This window comes from Rhodococcus sp. JG-3 (genome assembly GCF_000482405.1).
Taxonomy (GTDB): domain Bacteria; phylum Actinomycetota; class Actinomycetes; order Mycobacteriales; family Mycobacteriaceae; genus Rhodococcoides; species Rhodococcoides fascians.
Genome location: NZ_KI519398.1, coordinates 2,153,247 through 2,173,962, shown reverse-complemented (window position 1 = coordinate 2,173,962; position 20,716 = coordinate 2,153,247). Strand labels below are relative to the sequence as shown.

The following is a 20,716-nucleotide window of genomic DNA, read 5'->3' as shown; positions in this document are numbered from 1 at the left end:
GAGGCCCGAGAACGGCCCGAGTGCCCGACCTCAGTTGTGGGGTCGGGCACTCGCGCACGAGGTGACGATCGACACTGTAGCCAGCGCGATCACCGCACCTTGCTGAGTACGTCCAGAGTGCTCACGAACAACGTCAGTTCCTCCTCGGCCAGGCTCTTCAGCGGACTGACGGACGTCAGCGCCTGGCCGAGGCGTCCTCGTGCGCGCGCTCCTTCATCGGTCAATCCGACGAGTTTGCGCCTCCCGTCGACCGGGTCGGGGGTCCGTTCGACGAAACCGCGGGCTTCCAATTGCTTGACGACGAATGTGGCATTGGAGGCATTGCATCCCAGTTGTGCGGCAACCTCGGACATCGTCAGGTCGGTTCGATCCGGGTGAACTTTCCAGAGTGCATGCGCCGTAACGAGTGTCAGGCCCTCCCGCGTGGCATACGGCAGAAAATCGTCGTTGATCCGAAGCGCAAGTTCTTGCAAGCGCAGGGTCGCCTCGAGAATGTCCACATCAGCAGACTAGCACTCCTTCAAGTCTTGAAGTACCTTGATAGTTCAAGACTTGAAGGAGATGTGGATGTTGAAACTGGATCGACTCGACGGGCGCACGGTCGCCGTCACAGGCGCTACGTCAGGAATCGGATATTTCGTTGCCGAACGGCTGGCGGGCCTGGGTGCCGAAGTTATCGTGGTGGCCCGTTCTCCGGAACGAGGACGACATGCAATCGGTCTCCTACCCCACTCCGGTCGCCACCGGTTCCTGGAGATGGACCTGACGGACATCGACTCTGTCCGTCGGGCGGGCGAAGAGTTACGCAACACCGCACAACTCGATGGTCTGATCATGAATGCAGGCTTGGTTGCTGCACCCGCATCGTTCGAGAGTGGCCCCTTCGGCGTGGAGCTGACTGTGGGCACGAATGCGCTTGCACATGTCGAGCTACTCCGTCTCGCCCTTCCATCCTTGGAACGGGCACCGGGTGCCCGAGTCGTGAGCATCGGAAGCATGCTGACGCAGCGTATTTCGTTCGATCCGAACAACTGGCTGTCACAGCAGTCCTATCGCCCGCGTGCGGCGTACGCCATGTCCAAACACGCGACGGAGATTCTGGGTTTCGAGTTGTCCCGCAGACTTCGGAGCCGGCATTCTTCGGTCGCGTCGATCGTTGCCCATCCAGGCGGAGCAATCGACGCATTGACCGCTGATCGGCCGGGGATCCACACTCGACCTGTCGTTGTCCGAGCAGCTGCCCGGGTCCTCGGGCCCGCATTCACGTCCGTGGTGCAGGGCAAGGACTCGGCTGCCGAATCAGCGGTAGCGGCAATCGCAGCTCGCGATCTACCGCTCGACGAGGTCTACATCGGTCCACAAAGGAGTGCCTCGGGCCCACCGGTGATCACCGAACCCGTTCGTACAAGCCGTGATCCGCAACTCGGCGCATTCCTCTGGAACGACACCGAACGCATCATCGGTGCCTCGATAATCGCATGACGTGGCCCGGACCATTGCCCCATAGGCAATGGTCCGGGTGCGATTCGACCTCTCCCAAGACGCACCGGACGTTGCTTGCCTGCTGCTCAGCCGGCGGCGAGAGCCTCTGCTTCGGCGACCAATGTTGTTGCTATCCAGAACGCGTCGTAGTTGTGCACCACCGCCGGCTCGCCGTAGGGCTCGTCCAGCTGCTCGGGCTGCGGCAATCGGCGGTTGATGATGAACGGGATTTGCAGTTCACCCAGCGCTCCGTGCGAGCGGAGCGGTGCGTCCAATCCGCTGAGATCGTGCCAGTCAGCGTATCGACCCACCGCTGTCCCGGCTTCGGCGAGCAGAATGATGTCTCCGATCCGGTCCGCCGGCTGGTGGTAGGTCTCCACCGCTTCATCTCGGGTGTGGACTGCCTGCACCCCGTCCAATTTCCGCAGTTGTTCGATAACAAAATTCCTGTCCACGTCGGCTGGCAGGTAGATGCTGGCGAACGAACCGAGTGCGCCGTGGTGCACCGTGTACGGGTCGGTGATCGGGAGGATCACGCGAATACCCTCTGCGCCCTCGCTATTGCCATCTGTCGGAGCGACTCCGAGAATGCGACGCACCTCGTCCTCGACATAGACCACACGCGTGACTCCGTCGGCGTCGGTCTTTGCGCTCATTCCGTGGTCGGCAGTCAGCACGACAACTGCTCCCAACGCGTCGAGTCGCGCGGCATAGGAATCGATCATCGCGTAGAAGGCGTTTGCGACGTCGGTCCCGGGGGCATGCTTGTGCTGGATGTAGTCGGTCAATGTCAGATACATCAGGTCCGCACCACGGGATTCGAGGATCTCGACTCCGGCGGCGAGCGCGAATTCCGAGAGGTCCGCCGAATACACCTGCGGCAAGGGCTTTCCGACCAGTTCGAGGACGTTGTCGATTCCATTGTCGGCCACAGTGGCTTGATCGGCCTTCTCCGCCGAGAAGCAGATGCCGGTCCGGGACGGCATTTCGAATGTCCCGCTGCCGTTCATGCTTGGTCCCTCTTCGACGAGCCCGGCACCGAGCAGCCGTCGTAGCTTGTCTTTTGCGGTGACCACCACGACGTCGAGGCCGGCGTCGTTGGCCGCTGCGAAGACGGTGGTTGCCCGGAGAAACCGCTTGTCGTTCATCAATACTTCTTCGCCGGTCGCGGTGTCGTAGATGTAGTTGCCGCTGATTCCGTGCACCTTGGGGGGATGTCCGGTGGCGATGGAGATGTTGTTCGGGTTGGTCAACGCCGGCATAGCGCAGTGCGCGGGCCACGAACTCGACTCACCATCGAGGATGTTGCTCAGCCACGGCATCAGTCCGGCCTTCATCGCCTCGACGTGATAGTCGGGCTCACTGCCGTCGATGCAGATCACCACCACCGGCGCCTCCGGCAGGACATAGGTACGGGAATTGACGCTGAACGTACGGGACTTCATGGTGTAACTCCTTGTTGTGAATGTGTCGTGGTGGGAATGCCATCGGCGACGAGAGCGAGGAAATGCCTTCGGCTCGGCTCAGGTGGCGGTCGTTACGATGTATCAGAGAGACCGGCCGGGGCGATGGCAGCGGGTCCAGGTTCAGCTCGGCAATCCTGTTCGACGCCAACGCATCTTGGCATGCCACTCGCGGCAGGAAGGACATACCCAAACCTTCCGCCACTGCGGATACGATCGCACCGGTACTCGCCAGAGTCCATGTGCGAACCAGTGGGATTTTCCAACTTTCCAGCAGCGATTCCTGGAATCGCCTTGTTGCAGATCCCTCTTCACGCAAGAGGACAACCGAGCCCCGCAGGGTTCGAGAATCACCCGACAACCCTGCCAACGGGTGCGCACGGGAGACGATGACTGTTTGTTCCTCCGGCGCGAGTGGCACGACGGTGAGCAAAGGGCTGTCCACCTCGTCGGCGAGAATTGCCACTCCGACATCACCGTCGAACACTTTGCGTAGCAATGTGGTCGAGTTCTCTACCCGCAGATCGAGAGTGACCTCCGGGTAGGCAGCTGTGAATTTTCGCAACGTAGCGGGCAGGAAAGAGCCTTCGGTGGTTGTCGTCGTTGCCCCTACGACGAGGGCCCCGGTCAACGGCCGCAGGCTCATCTTGGCCAAATCGTCCACAGCCTCGTCGGCGACAACGATCAGGCGACGGGCGTGTGCGAGCAGGACGTTGCCTGCCTCGGTCGGCGCGAAGCGCCGGCCGGTTCGTTCGATGAGCAGTGATCCCACTTCGACTTCGAGCTGCCGCAGCTGTGTCGACGCCGTGGATTGGGTGATGCCCAGAGCGCGCGCCCCGGCGGATACGCTGCCGGCATCCACGATGCCCACGTACACTCGCAGCCGTTGCAGACTGGTGAGCGTCATCGTGCCGAGGGTACAGGTTGTGGATCCGGCACGAGTGCCGTGGTGTCGAAATCCTTTGTCACCTTGTTCGATTCGAGTACGAAGCCCGGCTGGTGTCCGGCCATGATCGCGTGCACCTTGTCCGGTTCGATTTCGCCCTGCCAGCGGGCGACGACGATGCCCGCCACCGCATTGCCGAGCGAATTCACCACTGCGCGGCACTCGGACATGAACCTGTCGACCCCGAACACCAGCATGACACCGGCCACCGGTATCAGGTTCGTCGCGGAAACACTGGTGGTCAGCATGACGAATCCCCCGCCGGTGACCCCTGCAGTTCCCTTGGAGGCCAACAGCATCACCAAGAGCAGGATTACCTGTTGGCCCAACGAAAGGTCGATGCCGAGTGCTTGAGCGATGAATACCGTCGTCAAAGTCAGGTAGATACACGTGCCGTCGAGGTTGAAGGAGTATCCGGCGGTGACACTGATGCCTGCCGTGCCTTTCGTGACGCCGATATTTTCCAGTTTGCGCACGATCCCCGGCAACGCGACCTCCGACGACGACGCACCGACAGCGAGCAGAACCTCGTCTTTGAAGTAACGCAGCACTCGCCACGGCCGCAAGCCGACCAGCATGAGGATGCCGCCCAGGACGACGACGACAAACACCAGGGACGTGGCATAGAACGTCGCAATCAGTTTGGCCAGCGCACCCAACGAAGCGGCACCGAAATTTCCTGCGGTGAAGGCCATGGCCCCGAATACACCGACCGGTGCCGCCCACACCACGATTCTGACGACCTGAAAAAGCGCCTCGCTCAGCCGTTCCACACCGCGAGCGATGTCGCGTCCGCGCTCCCCCATCAGCTGGAGGCTGATGCCGAAGAGAATTGCGAAGAACAGAATCGGGAGGATGGCACCGTCTGCCAAACTGGCAATGATGTTGGACGGGATGATCTGAAGGATGTAGTCGTACCAGGAGAGGTCCTGGCCGGCGGCGATGCCGTCCGCGACCTTGTCGGTCACTTCGAGCGAGTCGACTTCCGTGTTCAGGCCCGCGCCCGGTTCGATCATATTGACGGCAAGGAGGCCGAGGCCGAGTGCGATCGAGGTGACAACTTCGAAGTAGAGAAGCGACCGCAGAGCGACCTTTCCGACCGAACCGAGATTCGCGACCGCGCCGATGCCTGCGACGACCATGCACAGCACCAATGGTGCGAGCGTCATCGTCAGAAGGCTGACGAAGGCGTCGCCCAGTGGTTTGAGGGCTTTGCCGGTCGTGGGCCAGAGGAGGCCGACCGAGGTGCCGAGGGCCATGGCGATCAGAACCCAGATGTACAGATGTCGGTACCACGGGGTTCGTCGCGCTGCGACCACAACCCGTTCCGCGCTCGATGGATATGACATGGCCAGTCCTCCTCGTGGCGATTCGGTACCGCCTGTGACCATGGTCCGAACCGAATCGGGCACACCAGTGAACGAACAATGGCCGGAGCGTGAACGGGACAACCAATCTGACCGACGACCCGATGGGCCCCTATCGCCGAACTGGATGGCCGAGGACTTCGACCCCTTCGGTATCGAATCGATCGGTAGTGGCCGAAGCTCTGTAGCGACGAAACTGACTCTGGCACAGCGGCGGACGTGACCACGTGGTCCCACCGACTCCCCTGACCCCGGCCACATCAGGACGTAGACTCCCCTTCATGACGCGTCCCGAACCATTCGTTTCGACGACTCTTGCTGCGGCGCTGGATGACCTGAGAACACGACTTCGCGCAACACGGTGGCCGGACAGTCCTGCCGATGCTGGGTGGTCACTCGGTGTCGACGTCGGTTTCCTTCGTGAACTCGTCGAATACTGGGCCGACGAATTCGACTGGGGAGCGCAGGAGTCTGCCCTGTCGAAGCATCCTCGATTCCGGGTCGACGTCGGCGATCTGGGCATCCACTTCGTGCACGCGCGGGCAGTGGCACCTGTGGGCCCGGTTCTTCCCGTGGTGCTCAGCCATGGATGGCCGGACTCGTTCTGGCGCTACTCGAAAGTGGTGTCGCTACTGACCGATCCGGGCGCACACGGTGCCGATCCCGCCGATGCATTCGACGTCATCGTGCCCGACATGCCAGGTTACGGCTATTCGGATACACCGGCAGGCACCCCTATGAATTCGATTGCGGTCGCTGGTCTTTGGGCCGAGCTGATGCACATTCTGGGGTACACCCGTTACGGGGCTGCCGGAGGCGACATCGGCAGCGCCGTCAGCCGCTACCTGGCACTCGATCACCCCGACTCTGTCGTGGCCGTCCACCGTATGGATGCGGGACTGCCCGTGTTCACCGGCGACCGCGCCGAACTGTCACCGCAGGAGCAGGACTTTCTCGACAGGTCCGCCGCGTGGGGCAGTACAGAGGGTGCATACGCGGCCATGCACCGCACGAAACCGCAGACCGCTGCCGTCGGGTTGACCGACTCCCCGGCCGGGTTGGCCGCATGGATCGTCGAGAAGCTGCGAGGGTGGACCGACGGCGACGGTGACATCGAGCGCAATTTCACCAAGGACGAGATCCTCACGAACGTCACCCTCTACTGGCTCACCGAGACCATCGGCTCGTCGATGCGTATGTACAACGCCAACGCGTCCATTCCCTCGGAGCAGCACGCCCGCCGCGTCGAGGTGCCGTCGGGGTTCTCGTTCTTTTCGGGTGACCTCTTCACGAATCCGCCCCGCGCGTGGCTCGACCGCGTCGCGAATGTCGTTCGTGTGAAAGAACTTCCGCGCGGTGGGCACTTCGCTCCGTTCGTGGAGCCCGAGCTGTACGCCCGAGAACTACGCGAGTTCTTCCGACCGTATCGCGCAGCCCTTGCGTAGAGCGCCCCAACACACCTGAATTCCTGTGCACCCAGCACCTGATTCCCGAAGCGCTACCGGGGTTCGTCGAGTTCCAGGGCCAATTCCATGCACCGCAGGCGTGCAGGAGAGAAGTCGTACGGCATCATCCGGACGGCCTCGGTGAGGCTCGTCGACCCGCACGCCGGACCGGCGTCGGCGGGAGCGGGGTGCGACTCGTCCCAGGCGTCGAACCGGGCGTCGTCGGCCTGCGCCAGGCCGGAGCTCTCGATGACCGCATGGAGGGCGGTCTCGAAGGCGTGTCGCTCGGCCGCGACCTCCGCCACGCGGGGGTCGTCGACGGAGACCGAGTCGTCGAGCGCCCCTTCGGCGGCGTCGACTCGGTCGGAATACTCCCGCAAGTCCAGGTTGGTGGCCAGGGCGATGACACGCGACGCCTGGACCGACGCGCCGAGCTCGCCGAAGATCCGCTCGGTCACGAGCAGGGTGTCCAGGTCGTCCTGCCGCACCGCTCCCTGGGGCAAGTCGACGAGGCGCTCACTCACGACATCGGAGAGCAGGCCCAACCTGCTCCCCCGCGCACGCATGCGCTGCACGGCGGTCCGTTGCCGCTCGAGTTCGGCCTGCCTGGCGACAATGACCCCTTCGAGTCGGTCGAGGATGCGCGCGACGTCGCTGTCGGAGGTGCCGGACGCGTCGGCCAACGCGTCGCGGATATCGTCGAGGGCAATGCCGGCGTCCGCCATTCGGCGGATCCACATCAGCCGAATCATCTCGTCGTAGCCGTAGCGGCGGCGGTCGTCGCTGCCCCGCTCGGGCTCCGGCAACAGACCCATCTGGTGATAGTGGCGAATCGCTCGCGGAGTGGTGCCGACGAAGGCGGCGGCTGCCCCGATCGTGACTTGGCGCGGCGGGATGAAGGACGAGAACATGTGCGAGCCTTCCTCATTGAGCGGAATATGCTCACTGCACCACATGACCCTACGGAAGGTGCAACTCGCCGCCTGATTTCGTGCGTCGGGCAACGCCGCACCGAAGCCTGAAATCGCCCTCCTGCGTTGCCAGAACAGCAAACTTTCTTGCGTATCTGCCCATCGTCGTCGATCCTGTAAAGGACACCGAACGAGATGGAGATGCCCGACAATGACCTCGACTACGAACAACGACTCGGATCACACAGGCGATGTTGTCGTCACGGAGGGCAGACATGAGCCCTTCTCGGCCGCTATGGAAGCCCTTGTGGCCGAACGCGTTCTCGGAGATCGCCGTCACGGCGTTTCCATGTGACGACTGGACCCGACTGGACAGCAACGGTCTCTAGCGCGGGGAATACGCACGAACGAAGGCGTGCACACCGTCGATCATTGTCTGGCGGATTCCCTGAGCGTCGCGATTGGCCGGGCCGGGGTGTCGGTCGAACGCCAACAGAACAGTCAATGCGAAGAAATGCTCTGCCGCCAATTCCGGACGGTCGGTCTCTACCAACCCAACGTCCACGAAATGCCCGAGACGCTCGGCGAGGGCCAGAACAACGGCGTCCGTTGCGATGTCGTCTTCGGTCGATGGCGTACGCAGTCGTTCTTGTGCGACGAGTGCGAATCCGTCGCTGTAGTCAGCCGAACCGACAACAGATTGCCCCAAGTCGATGGCAACTTCGGTGAGCGTCTGCTGCAACTGCGGCACGGTCGTGATGGGCGCCGTGTCCGACAGATGCTTGTCGAGCGCGAGCTGCACTGTCGTCAGCAGGGACTGCGAAACATCGGCGAGTATGGCCAGGAAAAGGCGGCGTTTGTCGCCGAAGTATTCGTAGACAGTCGCTTTGGACACCTTCGCACTGGACGCAACGGCATCCATGCTGACGCGATCGACTCCTTGCTGGACGAACAGCTCGCGCGCTGCGGCGACGATCGCCGCGCGCTTGAGTGGGGACCCTTCACGGACCGGCTTCGTAGCTCTGGGGTCGTTCATCCGCGTCATCTCCTTCGAATCTGCCTGCGAAGTGAACTGTACCGTACAGTCTTGCGCTACTAAACTGAACCGTCTAGTTTAGCTGCATGACATCTTTCTCACCCCCTTCTGCTGCGGTGACCGACCGCAGACTGAATGCCATCAGCCTGGTACTGGTCCTCGGTGCCTTCACGACGCTTCTCGACACCACAATTGTCAATATCGCTCTCGATCACCTGCATACGGCTTTCGGCGCATCGGTGGCGCAAACCCAATGGGTGACAACCGCATACCTACTCGCGTTCGTCGCGGTCATACCCGTCAGCGGATGGTTCTCCGAGAGAATCGGTTCGCGAAATGCGTGGATGATTGCGGTCGGAACGTTCTTGGCCGGCTCGATCCTCTGCGGAGTGGTCGACTCGCTGCCGGCGCTCATCGGATTCCGAGTGCTTCAAGGAATCGGCGGAGGCATGGTTCTCCCCATCACGATCTCGATCCTCACGCGCGCGGCGGGTAAACCGCGAATCGGTCGCGCGATGATCGCAGTGGCACTGCCTGCCCAACTCGCGCCCATCCTGGGATCGGTTCTCGGAGGGTTGATTCTGCAGTCACTGCACTGGCATTGGCTCTTTTTCGTGAACGTCCCCTTCTGCCTCGCTGCGCTCGCACTGGGACCGTGGGTTCTGCCCGCCACGTCAGGCGGCCGTCATCATCGGTTCGATTTTCTCGGCTTCGCTCTGCTCACCCCCGCGATTGTGGCGATCGCCTATGGCGTCAGCCAGGCACCGGAACACGGAGGATTCCTCGCCGTCGCAGCGTGGTCGCCCATCGCGGGCGGGATTGCACTACTGACAGCATTCACGTTCCACTCGCTGCATGCCCGACGCCCAGCGCTGCTGGACGTCCGGTTGTTCACGCGACGCAGCTTTGGCTTGACCAGCATCATCACTTTCGTCAGCGGATTTTCGGTGTACGCAGTCATGTTCTTGCTGCCGCTCTTCTATCAGCAGGTCCGTGGCGAGTCGGTGCTCGCCACCGGATTGTTGCTCATCCCGCAGGGGCTCGGAACGATGTTGTTCTTCCTCGTCCTACGCAGATTCGCGGCCGCCGTGGACGCCCGGATCGTCGTCGCCACAGGGGTGCTCATGACGATGATCGGGATCCTGCCGTTCGCTCTCGCGGGTGCGGAAGGCGGGACTGCGTTGATGCTGGCCGGCCAGGTTTTGCAGGGTATCGGTTTCGGTGCCGCAACGTTCCCGGTGATGACCCTCGCCTTCGCGAGCCTCGGTCACGACGAAGCGCCGAGAGGCAGTGCTGCATTCAGCGTGGTCCAACGTGTCGGGGCACCCTTCGGCGTCGCAGTCATCGCAATCATCCTCCAAAATCTGCTCAACGATGCCACGACTCAGGCCGGCCAGCTCGCGGCCTTCGCCCATAGTTTTTGGTGGACAATAGGTTTGAGCGCTATCCCCCTACTCATCGCATTCTTTCTGCCGGCAGCCGAAACAAGCAACGAACCGGCACCTTCTGCGTCGGTCGAGTGAAAACCCGTCAACCAACCCCGCGCCACGAGGCATCGGCGCACCCAGTCGAATCGAGGACCCCCGTGCCCCAATCACCAGCATTCATAGGAAATTTGGCACAATCGGCGTTGGGTCGACGGGCTCGCGTGCTCGACGTGAGTGCTCCGGCCCCCGGCTTCATCGAACTACAGCTGGCTGCGGACGCGCCGCCGGGCGGGTGGCACCCAGGCCACGAGATCCAATTTCGAGTGACCCCCACTCTCGGACGCCGCTACACCGTCCGAACGGTAAACAACAGCCAAGAGTTGGAACGCATCGGAATCCTCGTGGACACCACGCCATCGGGACCGGGAGCCACATGGATCAGCCGGCTGCGGCCCGGCGACGACACGACCTTGCTGGCGGGCAGGCACCGCTCGTCGTTCAGGAATGGAACCCGAAACCTCTGTCTCGGTGACGCGTGCTCTCTCGGCACGCTCGATGCCTACGGCCATGACAACCCAGGGGCCGACATAGTCATCGAAGTGAGAGCGAAAGCTCTCCCCTACTTGGCAATACGATGGCCGAAGTATCGCTTCGTGCCCGCAACCGACGCACCCGGTGATGCACTGCAGTCATGGCTGGAGACCGCCATCGTCGCCGGGGACCTCGGGCATATCAGTGGAGCCTGGCTGCTCGGCCACGCCCAATCGATCCAACGCCACAGGAAAGCACTCATCGAGGGGCTCGGCTTGGCAAGGCGCAGCGTGACTGTGCGACCGTACTGGGCCGACGGCAAGTACGGACTTTGACCGAAGGTAGCCCGGGACGCCGGCGCGGCTACCGGCCGACGCTTGCGCCGAGCAACCACTCGTCCGGGGCGAACAGTTCGCAATGGACACGCGACTTGTCGACCCCACAGTCGACGAGTTGCGATCTGACGGCCCGCACGAAACCGATACTGCCGCAGACGAAGAACGTCGCACCCTGAGGAAGTTCGACAAGAGTGAGATCCAACAGCCCATGGTGTGCATCGGCCACATCGCCGGGCTCCTCGTACCAGAGTTCGAGGACGGCGTTCGGCAAGGCGTCGACCAGTTGTCGCTGACGGGCCCGAAGCGGATGGTCGGCGGGGCTACGGTCTGCGTGGACAACCAACACCTCGGATTGCGTACCCGACAGAGCGAGATGTTCGAGAATCCCGTTCATCGGCGTGATGCCGATGCCGGCCGAGATCAATACGGTGGGCCCCGCAGAGATGTCCTCTGTCGGCAGATCACCGAACGGGATGCTGATGTCGACGAGGTCTCCCGGGCGTAGCGTGCTCGAGATCCAGTTCGACACTTCACCTGCCGGGCAGCCACCGCTGGCGACGACAGGCTTGACAGCGAACGTCAATTCGCCTGTGTCACTGCCGGAGATGAGGCTGTACTGGCGGATCTGTCGCGCGCCGTCGGGCAGAGTCACTCCGACCGAGACGTACCCACCCGGGTGCTCCTTTCGAGGCTCGGGCCAGTCGCCGGTCACACCGATCACCACTACCCCGGACGGATCTTCGGTGCGCATAGTGACGATTCCGCGGTGAAAGACCTGGCCCGCAACCACTCCCGCACTCTCGTAAAGGCGGTTCTCGAGATCGACGAGAGTGTCGGCCATCATCCAATACACCCGGTCCCAGGCTTCGGCGACTTCGGTCGTCACTGTCTCGGCACCGAGTACGTCGACGATCGCAGCGAAGAGGTGCTCGTACACGATCGAGTACTGGTCGGCGGTAATTCCGAGAGATGCGTGCTTGTGTCCGATCCGGGACAGCATTTCGTCCGGGTGCGGCAGCGTCGGGTCCACCAGATGAGTGGCGTACGTTGCGATCGACGCGGCCAGAGCTCGTTGCTGCGCTCCCTGTGCCTGATTCCCGCGGTTGAACAGATTTCGCAGCAGCTCCGGTCGTGCGGCGAACATGCGCGCATAGAAGTTTGTTGTGATGGCGTCGATATTGGCACCCACCAACGGCAACGTCGCTCTGACGACGTCGACGTGATCGGGTTGGAGCTCGTGATCGACAGTGAGGGGACCGAACGTGGACATAGGTATTCCTTCCAATGGACCACCGACATCGAAATGGCAGGTCAGGGTGAGGGAAAAGCGACCATTGCGAGTGGAATGGTCGGGGACGCGGCTAGATCGTCGATCGTGTAGCGGTCGAGTTCGCCATAGAACGCTTCCTTGGCGACGGCCAAGGCATGCCGCAATCGGCAGGCGGCAAGAAGTGGGCAGGGCCGGTCCCCTACGCACTCGACAACTTCGCGATCGCCTTCGAGCTGACGGATCAGGTGGCCCACCGATATCGATCGGCCCGTGTCGGTGAGGAAGAGCCCGCCGGTGCGGCCGCGCTGCGCACGAACGCAGCCCAATCCGACCAAGCGTGTAATCGCTTTCGCAACATGGTGTTCGGACGCGTTCACTCGAACTGCAATGGCTCCAGTGGTCATCCGGGGACCGTCCGGGCCGGCGGCTGCCAGCAACATCATCGCCCGTAGGGCCAGATCGCTGAAGCGAGTCAGTTGCATGTCTACGACGGTACTCAATCCCGTACACCCGATGCGGGTTTTGGAGCGTGGGTTCAAACACCACGATCCGTGCGGTTTTTACACCTGGACATTCCTCACAACTCCGAGGCCAATTCTTCGATAATTCGCGCTGCCGGGTCAGCGGAAGCGCTGCGGTGCCCGGCACCGGCCCACAGGTTGATGCAATGAGGGTCGTTCGCTGCGGCCTTGCGGATGCCGCCGGTCAGCGTGTTCACGGCGGGGTACTGGCGTGACGATCCGGTATCGAACCGATCGATGAACTTGTTGCGCAAGGCTCTGGCGGGACGGCCGCTGAAGGCTCGAGTGACCACCGTTTCGGTGAACCGAGGATCGACCAAGGCGGCGGCGTGGGCAGGCTTCGTCCCGGCTTCCGGCGATCGGAGCAGGGCGGTTCCGACCTGAGCCGCCACTGCCCCGTAGCCCAGGACTCGACGGACATCGGACGCGGTGGTGATCCCGCCGGCGGCCACGAGGGGAACCGACACTGCTCGGCGTATCGCAGGAATCAACTCGTCGAGGGCAATGTCCGAATTCTCGGCATCGATGCGAAAGGTCGAGCGGTGCCCGCCGGCATCGGGGCCTTGTACGCACAGGGAGTCGGCACCTGCATCGACCGCCGCGCGGGCGTCCTCTTCGTTAGTGACGGTGACGGTGACGGCGCTCCCGGCCTCGTGCAGGCGGGCGATGATGTCGGCACTTGGGCACCCGAAAGTGAACGACACGACCGGGATGGCTTCGACCACGACGATGTCGAGCTTCTCCTCCCAGTAGTCGTCGATATTTTCGGCAAGGGTGCTGTCGGCGGGGAGTTCGACGCCGAGATCATCGGCGTAGGGCTGGAGCAGCGCGCGATACCGCGCAATGTCCTCGGTGTCGACAACCTGCCCGTCCTCGGGGACGAACAGATTGACCCCGAACGTTTCTATGCCAGCACCGCGAACGGCAACGATGTCCGCGGTCAACCTTTCCGGGGTGAGATAACCCGCGGCAAGGAACCCCAGTCCACCTGAATTCCGTACTGCTGCAACCAAGTCAGGGGTCGTCGGGCCTCCCGCCATCGGCGCTCCGACGATAGGCACCTGCAACGACTCGTATCGAAACATCGAAACTCCTAGAGAAGGGTGGGGCTGTGAGTCCGAGAGTAGGAGCCATCGGCGCAGCAGGCCAATACGCCGAGCACCGGTAGATATACGCTGGACGTATGGAGGTCGAGCTGAGACACCTGCGCGCGTTGGTCGCTCTGGCGGACTGTGGCACTCACACCGCCGCAGCCGCCGAACTGCGCGTTTCGCAGCCGACACTGACGCGTTCGGTTCGTCAACTCGAACAGCGTTGCGGGCGTCAATTGATCGAGTCCCGTACTGCCGAACTGACCGAGGACGGATTGGTCGTGCTGGGGCGTGCACGCAGAATCCTGGGAGAGGTGGATTCGCTGATCGCAGATCTCGACGACCACCCGGTCGTACGGTTGGGCTTTGCATGGTTGCTCCCCGACGGATGGTTCGCCGCCACGCGTGAATCTCTTGTCCGTCAATACGCCGCTGACGTGGACGTGCGCCGAGTCGACGATCCGCTTGCGGCGTTGGATGCGCGCGAAGTCGATGTGGCGCTCTACCGAAGCCGCCCACATCATTTGGCGGCCGGAACGGTGACTCGTCAGCTCGGCAGCGAACGACGGATTCTCGCGGTCAGCCGGTCGAACCTTTCATTCGACAATGCAACCGAAGTGCGGTGGGATGCGCTCCCTCCCGGTCCATTGGTGGTCAATACGCTGTCCGGTTCGACAACAGCCGACTCCATTCCGGTTGCCGCGAACGGTGAACCGCGGGTGGTGATCACCTGCCGGAATTTCGAGGAATGGCTCGAGAACATCGCCGCCGGACGCGGAATCGGCATCGTTCCGGAACTCGCCGCACGACGGATCTCTCACCCCGGCCTACGGTTTCTCCCTATCGACGGTGCTCCGCCGACCCAGGTGCGGCTGGCGTGGCGTGAGGGGCCGATGCCGCCACGAGCCGTTCGATGGTTTCTCGACGTTGCTTTCACCGATTGGCAAAATACTTGAACTGACCGACCGCCTTCCAGTCTGATCTCCGGGGAAGGTTTTTCCGTGCGATGATCACGTAAAGCGCGGTAGCACAGGCGAGTACGACGAACGCAATGGTGAAGGCAACTCCGTAGCCATCGCCGATGACCGGCGCGACCATCAGCGGTCCTAGCATCTGCCCCAAGCCATAGACGGCGGTCAGGGGTGCTGCGGAGTTCGACTCGATCAATGCTTGTCCACATTCATGGCGTGAATCGGGCAGCGTTCGCCCCCGCAAACGGGAGGGACGCCCTTCTGGAGTCACCACCCAGCACTGCTAGCACGGTGTTCATGCAGCGTCGGGCGATGAGCCACGTGCCTCCCTCAGGGACGAGAGTCGATGAGCCTGTGTACGACGCCGACCAACGCTTCGATGTGGTCGGGCGATCGGTAGTCCGTTCCGGCCGATGCTGCAGCGAAGTAGAGGCCGTCGCCCATCAGAAGTACCGCTTCTGCGACCGCCGGATCAGCGATCTGCTCGTTCAACGCGTCCAACCAGGATTGCCGGATCCGCCCCAGGGTCTGCTGCGCGAGCGCATTCGCACCCTGACTCAGCCGCATCGTGGCAACCACAGCACGATCGACAGCAGTGTCGTGGAACGTCGATGTGCGTATGTGGTAATCCGCTGGGCCCTCTGGATGCTCCCTCATCCGTCGAACATCCTCGGCCGCGAGCTCCTCCACGACCCCCATCAAACCCTCCACCAAAGCTTCCTTGCTGGGGAAGTGGTACATCAAGCCGCCCTTCGAGATCCCGGCAGCAGCGGCAACCGCGTCGAGGGTCGCCGCCTTCTCCCCCTGCTCCAGCACGAGCTTGACGAAAGCGTTCAACGACTTGTCACGCGCTACGGGAGGAGGAGGCACAGCAAGAGTTTACGGGCGAATGTGACGTCGACTCGTTACTGCACCGTCCGGTTGGTACAGTAACGACGACCCGCCCACTCTCATCGGAAGACGGCACATGCCTGAACTCACAAGTCCGCCCACTCCAGGTCACCTCTCGCACGGCAGAACGGCGGGGGTTCGCCAATGGTGCGCGCTCGCCGTTTTGATGCTGCCCGTGTTGATCATCGCGATCGACAACACAGTACTGTCCTTCGCTCTACCTTCGATCGCAGAAATTCTCCAACCCTCTGGCGCACAACAACTCTGGATCATCGACGCCTACCCACTCGTCTTGGCAGGGTTGCTCGTCGCGATGGGCAGCCTGGGCGACCGAATCGGACGACGACGCTTACTGCTCATCGGCGCGACCGGCTTCGCAGCGGTATCCGTTGTTGCGGCCTACTCGCAGACGCCCGAGATGTTGATAGCCGCACGTGCCGGCCTCGGCTTTTTCGGTGCCACCTTGATGCCCGCGACCCTGTCTCTATTGCGCAATCTGTTCACCGATCGCTCCGAACGCCGTCTGGCGATCGCGATCTGGTCGGCCTCCATCGGAGCGGGTGCGGCTATGGGACCTGTCGTCGGCGGATTCTTGTTGGAGCACTTCTGGTGGGGTTCGGTGTTCTTGTTCGCGATTCCACTCCTGGTGCCGTTGCTGATACTGGCACCGGTTCTGGTACCCGAATCGAAGGACCCCGATCCTGCGCGTATCGACGGCATCAGCATCGCCCTGTCCCTACTCGCCTTGACCCCGATCGTCTATGCAATCAAGGATTTGGCAAGTGGAGGAAGCTTGTTCGGCACGGCGCTACCCGCGCTGATCGGAGCACTGGCAGTCTGGATGTTCGTACGCAGGCAGCTCCGCCGGCCCGACCCGATGCTCGATGTTCGCCTGTTCACCGTGCCTGCCTTCGCCGGCGCAGTGTTGGTCAACCTGCTCGCGATATTCGCGCTCGTCGGATTCTTGTATTTCGTATCGCAACACCTTCAGCTCGTCGTCGGGTTGAGCCCGATGCAAGCTGGGCTCCGCTTGCTGCCCGGCATTCTGGCGATGATCACCGCAGGCCTCCTGGCAGTCGTACTGGCACGAATGCTGCGGCCTGCCATGATCATCTCGGGCGGAATGATGTTGGCGGCGTTCGGATACGCAACGATCGCGGTGTTCGCCGAGCCGACATCGGTGTGGTCCTTCGTCGCGGCGTTCGCGGCCCTCGGAGCAGGTATCGGAGTTGCAGAGACCATCTCGAACGACATGATCTTGTCCACAGCTCCCCCGGAAAAGGCCGGTGCCGCGGCCGCTATCTCCGAGACGGCCTACGAGCTCGGTGCCGTCACCGGTACGTCCGTGCTCGGTGCAATCCTGTTGGCGCAGTACCGTGCCAACGTCGTCACGCCCGAGAACGCCGGTTTCGACACTTCCGCGGCGCGAGAAACCCTCGGCGGTGCCCAAGCCGTAGCGGACCGACTGCCGGCCGAACAGGCCAGTGGATTGCTCGACTCGGCCGCAGACGCCTTCACCAGTGGCGTGACCATCACGTCTGGTATCGCCGCATGCTTGATGGTCGTCGCAGGCGGCGCCTCCTGGCTGATCATGCGGAAGATCCCAGCAGGCCAACGCGACGACTCCGGTGATCACGCCGACATCGAGGTACACGAAACCAACCGGGCAACCTGACACCGTCGGTCGAACTCGAAGTTGTGGACGGAATCCGTCCGAAATCCATCCACAACTTCGAGTTCGGCAGAGAACTACTCGGACAATTGACGTCGCAGGAGTTCCGCGCCAGCGGTGAGCGCGACCATCTTGTCTCGTGCGACGCGTCGGTCGAGTGGCGCCATACCGCAATTCGTACTTGGGTAGAGCTTTTCTGCGTCGACGAACGGAAGTGCGCGACTGAGGGTTTCAGCGACTTCCTCGACAGTCTCGACGGTGTCGCTTGCTACATCGATCGCACCCAGCATGACCTTCTTACCTCGAAGCAGTTCGATCAAGTCGACAGGTACGCGCGAATTGTGACTCTCCAGCGACACGATGTCGATCGAAGACTGTTGCAACAGTGGGAACGACCGTTCGTACTGGCGCCACTCGGCCCCGAGAGTTGCCTTCCAGTCGGTGTTGGCTTTGATGCCGTAGCCGTAACAGATGTGTACGGCTGTTTCGCAATTCAGCCCTTCGATTGCACGCTCGAGTGTCGCAATTCCCCAGTCTTCGAGCTCGTCGAAAAACACGTTGAATGCGGGCTCGTCGATCTGAATGATGTCGACGCCTGCCGCTTCCAAGTCTTTTGCCTCTTGGTTCAGAAGAGTCGCGAACTCCCATGCCAGCTTCTCGCGACTCTTGTAGTGGTCGTCGTAGAGCGTGTCGATCATTGTCATAGGGCCGGGCAGTGCCCATTTGATCGGCTGGTCGGTCACTGCTCGAAGGCGCGTTGCATCTGCGGCAAACACTGATTGTTCGCGGCTCACCGCACCGACAACCGTCGGAACGCTCGCATCGTATCGGTCCCGAATTCGCACAGTTTCGCGTCGATCGAAGTCGACACCCTCGAGATGCTCGATGAACGTGGTCACGAAGTGCTGACGCGTTTGTTCACCATCGCTGATGATGTCGAGACCGGCACGACGCTGCTCATCAGCTGCGAGCGCCTGAGCGTCGAGTCTTCCTTCGCGCAGTTCGTCGTCTGGTAATTTCCACGGCGACCAGAGCTTCTTCGGCTCACAGAGCCACGAGGGCTTGGGTAGGCTTCCGACGATCGAGGTGGGCAGGAGTGGGAACATCTCTTATACCTTTCGGTCTCGCTCGGTCAGGCGCATCGATCGGTAGCCCACCGCTTCAGGACTGACCCATACGGTTGCATCAGATTCACGTCGGCGAACTCTGCCTGTGTCGTCGCAAGTCGATTGCGCTCGACACGGTCGTAGCTCACCTGCGGAAGTGAATAGTTTTCGTTGTCGAGACTCGGCTGGTAGACCTCCGAGGCAGCAGTATTCGCGTTGTAGATTTCAGGCCGATAGATTTTTTGGAAAGTCTCCATCGTCGCGATCGTGCCCGCGAGTGCCAGGACCGAATAGTCGTTGAGCAAGTCACCGCAGTGGTAGAACGCCAAGGGAGCGACGGACCCCTTGGGCATGAAGTAGCGAACCCCGAGACCCATTTTTCCGAAGTACTGATCGGTGATCGAGGTGCCCTCTGCCCCGTATTCGAGCCCGAGGACCGGGTGATGATTCGTGAGGCGACGGTAGGTACTGGAAGTCGACACACTGATACAGATGACAGGTGGTTGCGAGAACCGTTCACGGTACTCGGGCGAATCGACAAAACGCTGAAAGACCTGACCATGTACATCGCCGAAGTCGTTGGGAATTCCCGTCGCTCGGTGCTTCGGGAGCTGAACAACGAAATCGTGGTCGCGAATGTATGAGGAGAAGTTGTTTCCGACGATGCCCTCTGTGCGGGTGCCGGTAGTGGTATCGACTATTCCGACATCGAGAATTTCGATTACCGGAAATGCGGCTTCGGCCCCGACGGATACTAGTTGCAGATCCACCGAGATGATGTCGAGTTCGAGTGCGTAGCGGTCACCACGTGGATTGTCCCAGTGAACCACCTCGTTGAGACGGGTGTTCATCATCGTCACCGCGTTACGCAAGTTCTGTCGACCATCCTCGCCGCGTGCAAGATTCGCAAAGTTGGTCGTGCGACGCGAGTTCGTCGACGGGGTGTAATCCTCGTCGAAGCGCGTCGTGCTGATGCTGAAAGTACAGTCGTTCCTCATGCTGACTAGTAACCCCAATCACGTGCGGTGAATGTGGCGACGAACGCGTCACCACACGGGTTCACTGCCTGAGCCCTCGCGACCCTTCGACCGAGCTACTCGATGGTCGGGCCGATTTCTCAGGTCCATAGAACCGGGAGGCAGCTGTCCGAAACGGCCTGAGCAACAGCCTAAATCGACCAGTCGACATAGCCTAATCACTCTCGATTATGGCTGACCATAGGCAATGGCTAGGTCAATAGGTCGACGCCGAAACCAGACACGACGTCGCGCATCTCCGCCACGAAGCGCTGAGCCTGGACGGTCAAAGACACCGAGGCATGACCGATCCAACCGATCTCGATGCGATCGTCGACATCGAGCGGAACAGCGACGATGGACGGATCGAGATCATCCGAGACAATGCCGGTGGAGATCGTGTATCCGCCCAGACCGATCATGAGGTTGAAGATGGTGGCACGATCGCTCACCCGGATTTCTTGTTTGGACGAACGGGTGGAGAGTATCTCTTCGGAGAGGTAGAAGGAATTGTTCGCGCCCTGGTCGAACGTGAGACGCGGAAATTCTTCGAGATCACTCAGCTCCACACTCTTTCGCCCCGCCAGGGGATTCGTGCGGGCGATGAAAATATGCGGCGATGCCAGAAACAGCGGCGTGAAAACCAGACCTGCCTCGCGAATCAGCTTGTCGATGACGCTTCCATTGAACTCGCTGCGATAGAGGACACCGAGTTCACTGCGGAGCGTGCGGACATCCTCGATGATTTCCCACGTACGGGTCTCTCGAAGACTGAACGAATACTCCGGAGCCTCGGACGCTTTCACCATGCGAACAAAGGCGTCGACAACGAATGAGTAGTGCTGAGTCGAGACGGCCAGGAGTCGTCGAGCGGGCCCACGGCCGAGGTACCGCTGTTCCAAGAGTTCTGATTGCTCGACCACCTGGCGCGCGTAGCCGAGAAATTCGGTTCCATCCTCTGTGAGTGTCACCCCACGGGTCGAGCGAACGAAGAGGGTCCGACCCACGCGACGTTCCAGGTCTTTCAATGCGGCCGACATGGTCGGTTGCGCGATGTAGAGCAAGTCCGCCGCGGCACTGATGGACCCCTCGGCGGCCACTTCTACGAAGTAGCGCAACTGCTGAAGGGTAATGCCTCGCACCGTGCCCGCGACGTCCCGTGCCATGACAGAAATCATCGCACTTGTTCATCTCTCCGCACCCGAGCCGTCGACAGCGGGCTCGATCCAGCG

20 protein-coding genes are annotated in these 20,716 nt (G+C 61.8%); 6 read left to right on the top strand and 14 right to left on the bottom strand.

The genetic code is table 11. From position 1 onward, the window contains the following. Positions 1-89: 89 nt before the first annotated feature. Entirely contained in the window at positions 90-500 is a 411-nt protein-coding gene (locus K414_RS26720; protein ID WP_051365066.1) for a MarR family transcriptional regulator, read from the bottom strand. A gap of 67 nt (positions 501-567) precedes the next feature. Here K414_RS26720 and K414_RS26715 point away from each other — a divergent pair, with 67 nt between their 5' ends. Further along, complete coding sequence (locus K414_RS26715) at positions 568-1,482, top strand: SDR family NAD(P)-dependent oxidoreductase (protein WP_161631799.1); 915 nt, start codon at positions 568-570, stop codon at positions 1,480-1,482. 86 nt (positions 1,483-1,568) lie between these two features. On the opposite strand, the gene phnA is transcribed toward K414_RS26715, so the two are convergent. Genes phnA through K414_RS26705 form a run of 3 tightly spaced genes read right to left on the bottom strand, consistent with a single transcriptional unit; the run spans position 1,569 to position 5,240 of the window. Next, positions 1,569-2,927: a phosphonoacetate hydrolase gene (gene phnA, locus K414_RS0111780; RefSeq protein WP_027496136.1), complete on the bottom strand. Its 1,359-nt coding sequence runs from the start codon at positions 2,925-2,927 to the stop codon at positions 1,569-1,571. After that, a complete protein-coding gene (locus K414_RS28205) occupies positions 2,842-3,852 on the bottom strand; it encodes a LysR family transcriptional regulator (RefSeq protein ID WP_027496135.1) in 1,011 nt (336 codons plus the stop codon). The genes phnA and K414_RS28205 overlap by 86 nt, the downstream gene beginning before the upstream one ends. Further along, on the bottom strand, positions 3,849-5,240 hold the full coding sequence (locus K414_RS26705) for a cation:dicarboxylase symporter family transporter (RefSeq protein ID WP_161631798.1): 1,392 nt from the start codon (positions 5,238-5,240) through the stop codon (positions 3,849-3,851). Before K414_RS26705 ends, K414_RS28205 begins: the two co-directional genes overlap by 4 nt. A 299-nt stretch (positions 5,241-5,539) precedes the next feature. Between K414_RS26705 and K414_RS0111765 the strand changes: the two genes are divergently transcribed. Next, positions 5,540-6,703, top strand: coding sequence for an epoxide hydrolase family protein (locus K414_RS0111765; protein ID WP_027496134.1), 1,164 nt, complete (start codon positions 5,540-5,542; stop codon positions 6,701-6,703). Positions 6,704-6,756: 53 nt separating this feature from the next. On the opposite strand, the gene K414_RS0111760 is transcribed toward K414_RS0111765, so the two are convergent. Then, positions 6,757-7,614 carry a MerR family transcriptional regulator gene (locus K414_RS0111760; protein WP_027496133.1) on the bottom strand — a complete coding sequence of 286 codons (858 nt, stop codon included), beginning with the start codon at positions 7,612-7,614 and terminating at the stop codon, positions 6,757-6,759. Positions 7,615-7,999: 385 nt separating this feature from the next. Then, positions 8,000-8,650, bottom strand: a complete 651-nt coding sequence (locus tag K414_RS0111755; RefSeq protein WP_027496132.1) for a TetR/AcrR family transcriptional regulator — start codon at positions 8,648-8,650, stop codon at positions 8,000-8,002. A gap of 86 nt (positions 8,651-8,736) precedes the next feature. Between K414_RS0111755 and K414_RS26700 the strand changes: the two genes are divergently transcribed. Both K414_RS26700 and K414_RS0111745 read left to right on the top strand, forming a co-directional pair. Then, a complete protein-coding gene (locus tag K414_RS26700) occupies positions 8,737-10,173 on the top strand; it encodes an MDR family MFS transporter (RefSeq protein ID WP_037219156.1) in 1,437 nt (478 codons plus the stop codon). Positions 10,174-10,307: 134 nt separating this feature from the next. Beyond that, a complete protein-coding gene (locus K414_RS0111745; protein WP_202595062.1) occupies positions 10,308-10,943 on the top strand; it encodes a hypothetical protein in 636 nt (211 codons plus the stop codon). Positions 10,944-10,971: 28 nt separating this feature from the next. Here K414_RS0111745 and K414_RS0111740 read toward each other — a convergent pair whose 3' ends face one another. The 3 genes from K414_RS0111740 to K414_RS0111730 all read right to left on the bottom strand — a co-directional run bounded on the left by K414_RS0111740 (position 10,972) and on the right by K414_RS0111730 (position 13,822). Then, positions 10,972-12,216 (bottom strand): globin domain-containing protein, encoded by a 1,245-nt coding sequence (locus K414_RS0111740; protein WP_152530405.1) that lies wholly within the window; start codon positions 12,214-12,216, stop codon positions 10,972-10,974. A gap of 41 nt (positions 12,217-12,257) precedes the next feature. Then, positions 12,258-12,698: an Rrf2 family transcriptional regulator gene (locus tag K414_RS0111735; protein ID WP_027496129.1), complete on the bottom strand. Its 441-nt coding sequence runs from the start codon at positions 12,696-12,698 to the stop codon at positions 12,258-12,260. A 95-nt stretch (positions 12,699-12,793) separates the two neighbouring features. Beyond that, positions 12,794-13,822 carry a nitronate monooxygenase gene (locus K414_RS0111730; RefSeq protein WP_027496128.1) on the bottom strand — a complete coding sequence of 343 codons (1,029 nt, stop codon included), beginning with the start codon at positions 13,820-13,822 and terminating at the stop codon, positions 12,794-12,796. A 98-nt stretch (positions 13,823-13,920) separates the two neighbouring features. Here K414_RS0111730 and K414_RS0111725 point away from each other — a divergent pair, with 98 nt between their 5' ends. Next, complete coding sequence (locus K414_RS0111725) at positions 13,921-14,784, top strand: LysR family transcriptional regulator (protein WP_027496127.1); 864 nt, start codon at positions 13,921-13,923, stop codon at positions 14,782-14,784. Here K414_RS0111725 and K414_RS29380 read toward each other — a convergent pair. Beyond that, complete coding sequence (locus K414_RS29380; protein WP_027496126.1) at positions 14,762-14,995, bottom strand: hypothetical protein; 234 nt, start codon at positions 14,993-14,995, stop codon at positions 14,762-14,764. The two genes, K414_RS0111725 and K414_RS29380, sit on opposite strands and share 23 nt — an antisense overlap. A 134-nt stretch (positions 14,996-15,129) precedes the next feature. Then, positions 15,130-15,669 carry a TetR/AcrR family transcriptional regulator gene (locus tag K414_RS0111715; RefSeq protein WP_027496125.1) on the bottom strand — a complete coding sequence of 180 codons (540 nt, stop codon included), beginning with the start codon at positions 15,667-15,669 and terminating at the stop codon, positions 15,130-15,132. A gap of 187 nt (positions 15,670-15,856) precedes the next feature. Between K414_RS0111715 and K414_RS26695 the strand changes: the two genes are divergently transcribed. Next, a complete protein-coding gene (locus K414_RS26695; RefSeq protein ID WP_237606474.1) occupies positions 15,857-17,365 on the top strand; it encodes an MFS transporter in 1,509 nt (502 codons plus the stop codon). Between the two features lie 74 nt (positions 17,366-17,439). On the opposite strand, the gene K414_RS0111705 is transcribed toward K414_RS26695, so the two are convergent. The 3 genes from K414_RS0111705 to K414_RS0111695 form a co-directional block, all read right to left on the bottom strand. Beyond that, entirely contained in the window at positions 17,440-18,468 is a 1,029-nt protein-coding gene (locus K414_RS0111705; RefSeq protein ID WP_027496124.1) for a methionine synthase, read from the bottom strand. A 26-nt stretch (positions 18,469-18,494) separates the two neighbouring features. Beyond that, positions 18,495-19,466 carry a putative oxygenase MesX gene (locus K414_RS0111700; protein WP_027496123.1) on the bottom strand — a complete coding sequence of 324 codons (972 nt, stop codon included), beginning with the start codon at positions 19,464-19,466 and terminating at the stop codon, positions 18,495-18,497. 230 nt (positions 19,467-19,696) lie between these two features. Further along, positions 19,697-20,650, bottom strand: coding sequence for a LysR family transcriptional regulator (locus K414_RS0111695; protein WP_027496122.1), 954 nt, complete (start codon positions 20,648-20,650; stop codon positions 19,697-19,699). Between the last annotated feature and the right edge of the window lie 66 nt (positions 20,651-20,716).